11 protein-coding genes and 2 tRNA genes are annotated in these 9599 nt (G+C 62.7%); 10 read left to right on the top strand and 3 right to left on the bottom strand.

What is annotated here, in order from left to right; genetic code table 11:
- Positions 1-87: 87 nt before the first annotated feature.
- The gene (locus IEX61_RS11385; RefSeq protein WP_054670195.1) at positions 88-300 is read left to right on the top strand and encodes a YneF family protein; all 213 of its coding nucleotides are present in this window, start codon (positions 88-90) and stop codon (positions 298-300) included.
- A 22-nt stretch (positions 301-322) separates the two neighbouring features.
- Here IEX61_RS11385 and IEX61_RS11380 read toward each other — a convergent pair whose 3' ends face one another.
- Complete coding sequence (locus IEX61_RS11380) at positions 323-1375, bottom strand: YaaC family protein (protein WP_054670191.1); 1053 nt, start codon at positions 1373-1375, stop codon at positions 323-325.
- A gap of 179 nt (positions 1376-1554) precedes the next feature.
- Here IEX61_RS11380 and guaB point away from each other — a divergent pair, with 179 nt between their 5' ends.
- From guaB to tadA, 9 genes are all read left to right on the top strand, one after another.
- Positions 1555-3012 (top strand): IMP dehydrogenase, encoded by a 1458-nt coding sequence (gene guaB / locus IEX61_RS11375; RefSeq protein WP_054670189.1) that lies wholly within the window; start codon positions 1555-1557, stop codon positions 3010-3012.
- A gap of 128 nt (positions 3013-3140) precedes the next feature.
- Complete coding sequence (locus IEX61_RS11370; RefSeq protein ID WP_229725854.1) at positions 3141-4445, top strand: D-alanyl-D-alanine carboxypeptidase family protein; 1305 nt, start codon at positions 3141-3143, stop codon at positions 4443-4445.
- Between the two features lie 10 nt (positions 4446-4455).
- The gene (locus IEX61_RS11365) at positions 4456-4587 is read left to right on the top strand and encodes a DUF2621 family protein (RefSeq protein ID WP_157057682.1); all 132 of its coding nucleotides are present in this window, start codon (positions 4456-4458) and stop codon (positions 4585-4587) included.
- Positions 4588-4726: 139 nt separating this feature from the next.
- A complete protein-coding gene (pdxS, locus tag IEX61_RS11360) occupies positions 4727-5611 on the top strand; it encodes a pyridoxal 5'-phosphate synthase lyase subunit PdxS (protein ID WP_054670185.1) in 885 nt (294 codons plus the stop codon).
- Between the two features lie 10 nt (positions 5612-5621).
- The gene (gene pdxT, locus IEX61_RS11355; RefSeq protein WP_054670182.1) at positions 5622-6194 is read left to right on the top strand and encodes a pyridoxal 5'-phosphate synthase glutaminase subunit PdxT; all 573 of its coding nucleotides are present in this window, start codon (positions 5622-5624) and stop codon (positions 6192-6194) included.
- 84 nt (positions 6195-6278) lie between these two features.
- Positions 6279-7565 (top strand): serine--tRNA ligase, encoded by a 1287-nt coding sequence (serS, locus tag IEX61_RS11350; RefSeq protein ID WP_188818136.1) that lies wholly within the window; start codon positions 6279-6281, stop codon positions 7563-7565.
- A gap of 77 nt (positions 7566-7642) precedes the next feature.
- A tRNA-Ser gene (locus IEX61_RS11345) sits at positions 7643-7734 on the top strand.
- Between the two features lie 4 nt (positions 7735-7738).
- A tRNA-Arg gene (locus IEX61_RS11340) sits at positions 7739-7815 on the top strand.
- Positions 7816-8012: 197 nt separating this feature from the next.
- Complete coding sequence (tadA, locus tag IEX61_RS11335) at positions 8013-8486, top strand: tRNA adenosine(34) deaminase TadA (protein ID WP_054670199.1); 474 nt, start codon at positions 8013-8015, stop codon at positions 8484-8486.
- On the opposite strand, the gene IEX61_RS11330 is transcribed toward tadA, so the two are convergent.
- Together IEX61_RS11330 and IEX61_RS11325 are read right to left on the bottom strand one after the other, a co-directional pair.
- The gene (locus IEX61_RS11330; protein WP_157057681.1) at positions 8483-8650 is read right to left on the bottom strand and encodes a hypothetical protein; all 168 of its coding nucleotides are present in this window, start codon (positions 8648-8650) and stop codon (positions 8483-8485) included. The genes tadA and IEX61_RS11330 overlap by 4 nt on opposite strands.
- Before the next feature lie 55 nt (positions 8651-8705).
- The gene (locus IEX61_RS11325; RefSeq protein ID WP_188818134.1) at positions 8706-9443 is read right to left on the bottom strand and encodes a pseudouridine synthase; all 738 of its coding nucleotides are present in this window, start codon (positions 9441-9443) and stop codon (positions 8706-8708) included.
- Positions 9444-9599: the final 156 nt, after the last annotated feature.

Below are 9599 nucleotides of genomic sequence, written 5' to 3'. Positions count from 1 at the left end.
GGGAGAGTAGGTCGTTGCCAGGCACGTCGCGGGAGACGGCAAGCCCGTCTCCCGCTTTCGCATTTTGGTCGGAAGGAGCGGTACGCGATGGAATTCCTGATTCCGGTGCTGACATTCATTGGCGGAGCGGTTTTGGGGTTTTTTGGAGGGGTCTTCTATTTGCGCAAGCAGTTTGCGCGCATGCAAATGGATCCGCAGCAATTGCAGCGGATTGCCCGCAGCATGGGCATCCACCTGAACCAAAAGCAACTCAACCAAGTGCAGCAACTGATGAAAAACTGGCATAAGAAAAAGCGTTGAGCCGTTTTCGCGCGCGGTCCTGTCAGCCGATCGTAAACACGAGGGGAAACCCGTTGAGCAAATTGAGGATGAGATTGGGGAATTTGCGCTGGGAACACCGCAGAAAGTCGCCGATCAGCGCCGTTTCGGCCGCGGCAAAACCCTGGGCGTACTGGCCCCACAGTTCCGGCTCGTAACGGCAGAGGATGCCGAGCATGTACATGAGGCAGGCGTGGGCGCAGGCTTCGGGAAGCAGATGGCTGCTCTTTCGCTCCAGCACCAGGTACGGCTGGCCCTGTGCATCGTAGCGAACGAGCCGGTTTTCAAAATCGATGGGACTGTCCTCGTCGTCCGTCGCGTCCAGCGTGGGGGAATGCCACTCGAGCGGTACCGTCGATGGCCGTGCTGCCGAGGGACGCAACGAGAAGGCACCCTCGCCCACGCGATGCTGGTTGAGCAGGTCGACGAAGCGGGAAGCGGTGACGTGCCAGATGTCGAGGACCGCTCCGGGCACGTCGACGGCCACGCCGTTTCCGACACGGCGCACGGTTAACGGCAAACAGGAGGGGGTGCCAACCAGCCGCATGTAGCTGTGGCGAAGATCCGGAATGAGGGCCAGCAGGCGGCGCGCGGTTTGCTCCGCCATCCGCGCCTCATCCGGTGCGCCGCAGGCGGCGGCAAACAGCGGAAACAGCCCCTCGCGCTGCGGCTGGCACAGATCGTCGAAAAACCGATACTGACGGGTCTTGCGCCGCCGCGTGGACAAGCCGTGCTGCAGGACGCGGACATTGCGCGGGTACGCGGGATCGGTGGCGATGAGCACGGCCTTGATCAAGGAGACCATGCCGTAGTACAAGAGCAGCGGCTTGACGAGGAGGTCGCTTTGCCCCGCCGTGCGATAGTATTCCCGCGCTTGTTTGATGGCAAAAAGAAAGCGCTCTGTATTCTGAAAGGCGTACGTTTTGGCGTTTTCTATGCCATTTTGTTCGTATTTCTGTTGCAAAAAATCTTGCACGATGGGCTCGCTTTCAAACCAGACGTACGCCGCCCACATGGTTTCGTGCGGATTTTCGCATACAATTCGCTTGATGCGCACGCGAGCCCTCCTTTTCAAAACCTGGGATTAACAGCAATTCCCGAACGTTTGTCGAGTTTTGCTTGACAGGGTATGTCCCCTTTGGTACACTTGCGGTAATCGCTTGCGGTAATATCATTGCGCCAAACCGGAGCAAACCATGCGATCCTTTACACCGCCGGACAAAGGTGGGAATCGCCGTGTGGGAAGAAAAGTTCGGGAAAGAAGCGTTAACCTTTGACGATGTGCTGGTCGTGCCGATGAAATCGGAGATTTTGCCGCGCGACGCCGACGTCTCGACGCGCCTCAGCGACAAGCTGAAGCTGAACATCCCGCTCTTGAGTGCGGCGATGGACACGGTGACGGAGGCGCCGATGGCCATCGCCATGGCGCGGGAAGGCGGCCTTGGCGTCATTCACAAGAACATGTCCATCGAAGAGCAAGCCGAAGAAGTGGACAAAGTGAAGCGCTCAGAAAGCGGTGTCATCACCAACCCGTTTTACCTGACACCGGACCACAAGGTTTACGACGCCGAGGCGTTGATGGCCAAGTACCGGATCTCCGGCGTGCCGATCGTCGACGAGAACAAGCGCCTTGTCGGCATCATCACCAACCGCGATCTGCGGTTTGTCCGCGACTATTCCACGCCGATCCGCGAGGTAATGACGAAGGAGAACCTCGTGACGGCGCCGGTGGGCACGACGCTGAAAGAAGCGGAGGCCATCCTGCAGAAGCACAAGATCGAAAAGCTGCCCCTCGTCGACGAAAACTTCGTTCTCAAAGGCCTCATCACCATTAAAGACATCGAAAAGGCCCGGCAGTATCCCAACGCGGCCAAGGATGCGCAAGGGCGCCTTGTTGTGGGTGCGGCCGTCGGCGTGTCCCGGGACACGATGGAGCGGGCGGAAGCCCTCGTGGCCGCCGGTGTCGACGTGCTCGTCGTCGACACGGCCCACGGGCACTCCAAGGGCGTCATCGAGACGGTGAAGGCTTTGCGCAAACGCTTCCCCGATCTGGACATCATCGCCGGGAACGTGGCCACCGGGGAGGCGACGCGCGATCTCATCGAGGCGGGCGCCACGGCGGTGAAAGTGGGCATCGGCCCGGGATCGATCTGCACGACGCGGGTCGTCGCCGGGATCGGCGTGCCGCAAATCACGGCCATCTACGACTGCGCGACAGTGGCACGGCAGTACGGCGTGGCGATCATTGCCGATGGCGGCATCAAGTACTCGGGGGACATCGTCAAGGCCATCGCCGCCGGCGCCGACGCGGTGATGATCGGCAGCTTGTTTGCGGGAACCGACGAGAGCCCGGGCGAATTTGAAATTTACCAGGGCCGCCGGTTTAAGGTGTACCGCGGCATGGGGTCCATTGGGGCGATGAAGGCGGGCAGCAAGGACCGCTACTTCCAGGAGAACGAGCAGAAGCTGGTTCCCGAGGGCATCGAGGGACGCGTGCCGTACAAGGGGCCCCTGCACGAGGTGGTGTACCAGCTGATCGGCGGCTTGCGCGCGGGAATGGGGTATACCGGCTGCCGGACGATTGAGGAACTGAAAACGAAAACGCGCTTTGTGCGCATCACCAACGCGGGCCTGCGCGAAAGCCATCCGCACGACGTGCAGATCACGAAGGAGGCGCCCAACTACTCGCTTTGAACCGCTGCGCGACAGGGGAGAACCCTGTCGCTTTTTTACACCGCTCGCGGGACAAGATGGCGGCGCATGCTCCCGCGCGGGTATGGTACAATGGGGGATGTGCGAAATCGCGTGGGAGGTGCGTGAAGATGGCGCAAACACGATGGCGGTTGCGCGGGGTGCAGGCCGTGCTGACCCTTCTTCTCGCCTTTGCGATGGCGGTCGGGGGGATAGGGCAAACGGCGCACGCCCAGCCCAATTTGCAGCTCGCCGTCAAGTCGGCGATTCTTATCGAAGCGGAAACGGGGAAAATCCTCTACAAATACAATGAAAACCTCCCGCTTCCTCCCGCGAGCATGACGAAGATGATGACCGAATACCTCGTGCTGGAGGCGATCAAGCAGGGCAAGATTTCGTGGGATGACCGGGTGACCACCGACGAGTACGGATTTTGGATGGGACGCCACGGCGGTTCGCGCGTCTTTTTGAATCTTGGGGAAGTGCGCACCGTCCGCGAGCTGTACACGGCGATGGCCGTCTACTCGGCCAATGACGCCACGGTGATGTTGGCCAAGCATGTGGCCGGTTCCGAGGCGGCGTTCGTCGAGCAAATGAACAAGAAGGCCAAGGAACTGGGCATGACCCACACCCACTTTGTTACGAGCACGGGCTTCCCGGCGAAGGACATTCCCGAACAATATCGCCCACCGGTTACGGGAGAACACGTCATGTCGGCGCGTGACGCGGCCATCCTCGCCCGCCGGCTGCTTCTTGACCATCCGGAAGTGCTGGAGTTTTCCAGCATCCCCAAGGCGGTTTTCCGGGAAGGGGAAGCCAATCCGATTCAGATGCCCAACTGGAACTGGATGTTGCCCGGCCTGGTGGCCCAGTATCCGGGTGTGGATGGGCTGAAGACGGGGCACACGGCCGAGGCCAAATATTGCTTTACCGGCACCGCCCAGCGCAACGGCATGCGCCTCATCAGCGTGGTGATGGGGGCGAGCTCCGAGCTGGCGCGGTTCCAGGAGACGGCGAAGCTGTTCGATTACGGGTTCAGCCAGTTTGAGGTCAAAACCGTCTTCAAGGGGAAAGAGCCGGTGAAAGGACATGAAACGGCGCCGGTGGCCAAGGGCGTCGACCTGGAGGTGCCGGTCGTTCCCGAGCGCGATGTGGTGGCCGTCGTGCGCAAAGGGGAGGAGCGCGCGCCGGCGCCCCAGGTGCGCGTATCCGAGGTGGTCGCCCCGGTCAAGCAGGGACAAGCCGTTGGCACGATCAAAGCGGTGAGCGATGCGGGCGGCGACGAGTACCTGACGCCGGATGCGGGCGCGGTGAAGCTGATTGCCCAAGAAGACGTGGAGGAAGCCAGCTGGCTCCGCCTCTTCTTCCGCGGCGCGAAAAACGCCGTTGTTCGCCTGTTCTCCGGCATGGTGGAGGCCATCACGGGCGCGTTCTGAGGTGAGGGCCATGTCGCACGGCATGCAATGGGCGCTGGTGATCGTCCCGTCGATCGTGTTTCTCCTGCTTGCCGTGGGGGGGTTCTTCATGTTTCGCGCGTTTTTGCGCAACTGGCCCCGCCGGGAGCGGGGAGACGGGTAAACCCGGCGCGGGACATATCCGACTCGGTGGGTTGCCTTTGTTTCTTCCGTTGGGTAAAATGTCGATAATGACGAGATTGGCTTAAGGATTCGACGTACCGGGAATCGGACCACATTTGAGGAGTTAGGGGGAGCGAGCCATGGTCGAAGTGGGTACCACGCGCGTCAAGCGTGGCATGGCGGAGATGCAAAAGGGCGGCGTCATCATGGACGTCACCAACGCGGAGCAGGCGAAGATCGCCGAAGCGGCCGGCGCGGTGGCCGTCATGGCCCTCGAGCGCGTGCCGGCGGATATTCGCGCGGCGGGCGGCGTGGCGCGGATGGCCGACCCGCGGGTCATCGAAGAGGTGATGAACGCCGTTTCCATCCCGGTGATGGCCAAGTGCCGCATCGGACATTACGTGGAGGCGAAAATTCTCGAGGCCCTCGGCGTCGACTACATCGACGAGAGCGAAGTGCTGACGCCGGCTGACGATCGGTTCCACATCAACAAGCACGAGTTTACCGTGCCCTTCGTTTGCGGGGCGCGCGACCTCGGCGAAGCCCTGCGCCGCATCGGTGAGGGCGCTTCGATGATCCGCACCAAGGGCGAGGCGGGCACGGGGAACATCGTCGAGGCGGTGCGCCACATGCGGACGATGCAGGCGCAGATCCGCAAGGTGCAGAACATGTCCCCGGATGAGCTGATGGCCGAGGCCAAGGCCTTGGGGGCGCCGTATGAGCTGTTGAAGTACGTCCACGAACACGGGCGCCTGCCGGTGGTCAACTTTGCCGCAGGCGGCGTGGCCACGCCGGCCGACGCGGCGCTGATGATGTACCTGGGCGCCGACGGCGTGTTCGTCGGGTCGGGCATCTTCAAGTCGGAGAATCCCGAGAAGTATGCGCGCGCTATCGTTGAGGCGACGGCCCACTACGACGACTACGAGCGGCTGGCCTATCTCATGAAAGGGCTGGGCGGCGCGATGAAGGGCATCGACATCGCCACCCTCGGCGAAGGCCAGCGTTTGCAAGAGCGCGGATGGTAGGGATGCGGTTATGAACATCGGTGTGTTGGCGCTGCAAGGGGCGGTTGCGGAACACATTCGGATGCTCGAGAAGGCGGGAGCGCGCGCCATTCCGGTCAAGCGCGCCGAAGAAATTTCCGCTTTGGACGGATTGGTCATTCCCGGCGGCGAAAGCACGACCATCGGCCGGTTGATGAAGCGATACGCCATTGACGAGGCGGTGCGCGAGCTTTCCGCGCGGGGCAAGCCCATTTTTGGGACCTGCGCCGGGTTGATCGTGCTGGCCAAGCGCATCGCTGGCCAAGACGAGACCTATTTGGGCCTCATGGACATCACCGTGGAGCGCAATGCGTTCGGTCGGCAACGGGAGAGCTTCGAGACGGATCTGCCCGTGGCGGGCGTGGCGGACCGATTCCGGGCCATCTTCATCCGGGCGCCGTACATTCGGGAGGTCGGCGAAGACGTGGACGTGCTGTCCAAGTTTCAGGACAAGATTGTGGCGGTGCGGCAAGGCCACCTGCTCGCCACGGCCTTCCACCCGGAACTGACGGACGACGAACGCGTGCACGCATATTTCCTGCAAATGGTGAAAGAATCTGCGTAAGGGCGGCGCGCATGTCGGGTCTCCCGTCCCAGACCGGGGCGGGAGTTTTCGTTTCGAGCGGGCAGCAGCAAAGGAGGGGTCTCAATGCTGGATGTGAAACGTCTGCGCCGCGATTTGGACGGCGTCAAGCGCGCGTTGGCGCGGCGCGGCGCCGTCCCGGCAGAACTTGACCGGTTCGTCGAGCTCGACGCTGCCTGGCGCGCCTTGGTGGCGGAAAGTGACCAGCTGAAACACCGGCGCAACGAGGTTTCCCAGGAAATTGCCCGCCTCAAGCGCGCCGGGGAAGACGCCGAAGCGCGCATTGCCGAGATGCGCCAGGTGTCCGATCGGATCAAGGAGCTGGACGAGCGCATCCGCCAACTGGAGGCGGAGATCGACGACCTGCTCTTGTCGATTCCCAACGTGCCGCACGAGACGGTGCCCGACGGGGCTTCGGATGCCGACAACGTCGAAGTGCGCCGATGGGGCGAGCCCCCGGCGTTTGCGTTCGATCCGAAGCCCCATTGGGAACTGGCGGAGCGCCTGGGCATCCTCGATTTCGAGGCGGCGGCAAAGGTGACGGGCAGCCGGTTTGTGTTCTACAAGGGACTCGGGGCGCGGTTGGAACGGGCGCTGATCAACTTTATGATCGACCTGCACGTGCGCGAGTTCGGCTATGAAGAGATCTTCCCGCCCTTTCTCGTCCACCGCCACAGCATGATCGGAACCGGCCAGTTGCCCAAATTCGAGGAGGATGCCTTCCGCGTCGCCGATCACGACTACTTCCTCATTCCGACGGCCGAGGTGCCGGTGACGAACCTGCACCGCGAGGAGATTCTAGACCCGGATGACCTGCCAAAGAAATACGTCGCCTACAGCGCCTGCTTCCGCGCCGAAGCCGGGGCGGCCGGCCGCGACACGCGCGGGCTCATCCGCCTGCACCAGTTCAACAAGGTGGAGCTGGTGCAGCTGGTGAAGCCCGAAGACTCCTACGAGGCCCTGGAGGCGCTTACTGCGCATGCGGAGGCGGTGCTCCAGCGCCTCGGGTTGCCCTACCGCGTCGTGGCACTGTGCGCCGGCGACCTCGGCTTTGCCGCGGCCAAGACCTATGACCTCGAGGTGTGGCTGCCCTCCTTCGGCACCTACCGGGAAATCTCTTCCTGCAGCAATTTCGAGGATTTCCAGGCGCGCCGGGCGAGCATTCGCTTCCGCCGTACGCCGAAGGCCAAGCCGGAGTTTGTGCACACCCTCAACGGCTCAGGGCTGGCTGTCGGGCGAACGGTGGCGGCCATTCTGGAAAACTACCAGCAGGCGGACGGCAGCGTGGTCATCCCCGAGGCGCTGCGCCCGTACATGGGCGGCGTCGAGGTGATTGCGCCGCCGGCCGGTTGAGGCGGAGGCGGCAGCTTTTGGCGGCCGGTTGCGTTTTGCCGGCCGCCGTCGTATGATATACACGAGGGAGATCTTGCGGAGAGGTACCCAAGTGGCTGAAGGGAGCGGTCTTGAAAACCGCCAGGCGCCCTCGGGGCGCGCGTGGGTTCGAATCCCACCCTCTCCGCCACCAAGGGCCCGTAGCTCAGATGGATAGAGCAGCGGTTTCCTAAACCGCGTGTCGGAGGTTCGAGTCCTCTCGGGCCCGCCAGTCTTATCTGATCACGACGTACATAGCCGATTGCGGGGAAACGGCCGGGGAACGGCCGTCTTTTTTGTGCGGTTCGCGTTGGATGGACGAAAGGGGAAACCGCCGGGCAAATCTTGCGCTTGATCGGTTGGCAAAACAAAAACGCGCGCGAAGGCGAGGGTCGCGCGCAAGGGTTGCGGGGGTGTTGGGCGGTGACGATGCGGGCGACGGACCGGGACGAACAGGATCGCGGGTTTATGCGCGAGGCGCTCGCCGAGGCGCGCAAAGCCGAGGCCCTCGGTGAGGTGCCGATTGGGGCGGTCATCGTGCGAAACGGGGAAATCGTCGGGCGCGGCCACAACCTGCGCGAGACCGGCAAGGATCCGACCCTGCATGCGGAGATGGTGGCCATCCGCGAGGCGGCGGCGCGCCTCGGCGGTTGGCGGCTCATCGGGTGCACGCTCTACGTTACCCTGGAACCGTGCCCGATGTGCGCCGGGGCCATCGTGCAGGCGCGCCTCGAGCGGGTGGTGTATGGCGCGCCCGATCCCAAGGCCGGTTGTGCCGGTACGTTGATGAACCTGCTGGACGAGCCGCGCTTCAACCACCGGGTGGCGGTAACGTCCGGGGTGTTGGCCGAGGAATGCGCGCAGCTGTTGCGCGACTTTTTCCGCCGGCTGCGCCGGGGTTAATCGGCGCGATCGAGAAACAGTTCCGTCACCCGCGTCACGTCGCCGCGCCGTTTTTCTTCCTCGGTGGCCGGTCGGTCCAGTTCGTCGTTTTCCATGCCGGGGGCGATGGTGGGCGGGTGTTTCCGCTGGCGCATCGGCGTTTGCGGGTCTTGGGGTTTGCGCAAGGCGCGCACCTCCTTACCGTTGCTGTGCCATTAGGATCCGCCCCATACGTGTTGCTCATTCCCGAGCGGATGCGGAACGCAAGGCCAGCAAGGCGGCCTCTTCGTCGGGGGTGAGCGGCCGATAATCGCCGGGCGAGAGGGCCTCATCCAGGACAAGCGGGCCGATGCGGATGCGCTTGAGGTGCAGCACGCGCCGGCCAAGGGTGGCAAACATGCGCTTGACCTGATGGTATTTCCCTTCGATCAGGGTCACGGCGACGCGCGGATGGGCCCCGTCTTCCAGAACCTTGAGCTTGGCCGGTTTCGTCAGGGTGCCGTCGTCGAGCACCAGCCCTTGTTCGAAGGCCAATTTTTCGGCTTCGCCGATCGGCCCGTCGATCACGGCGATGTACTCCTTCTCCACTTTCCGCCGCGGCGAAAGAATGCCATGGGCCAATTTGCCGTCGTCCGTGAGGAGCAGAAGGCCTTCGGTGTCCTTGTCCAGGCGACCGACGGGGAAAACCCGTCTGGCCAGGTGCGGATCAAGCAGGCCGTTGACGGTGGGGTGGGAGCGGTCTTCCGTGGCCGTGATCACACCAGGCGGTTTGTTCATCATCAGGTAGAGGTGTTTGCGGTATTCCACATCCTGTCCGGCAACGGCGATGAATTGCGTGTCGGGATCGACATGCATGCCCGGATCGTGTGCCGGCTCCCCGTCAACGGTGACCAGGCCTTCCTTAATCAGCTTTTTGACCTCTTTTCGCGTGCCGAATCCCGATGCGGCAAGAATCTTGTCCAGACGCGCTTTGGCCATGCCCCATGCTTCCTTTCCGTAAGGGTTTGCTCCTTTACTCTAAAGCAAATGGACGGCCCATGCAATCCGTGTTGCCACGGGTTTCGCCAACAGGGTCCGTGTCAACTCACATAAAAACCTAACCGAAGTGAAGCCGGTCACTCACGAGAAAATCTA

It is taken from the genome of Calditerricola satsumensis (assembly GCF_014646935.1).
Classification (GTDB): domain Bacteria; phylum Bacillota; class Bacilli; order Calditerricolales; family Calditerricolaceae; genus Calditerricola; species Calditerricola satsumensis.
Note: the sequence above shows the minus strand (reverse complement) of the source record. Positions and strands in the feature narration are given on the sequence as shown.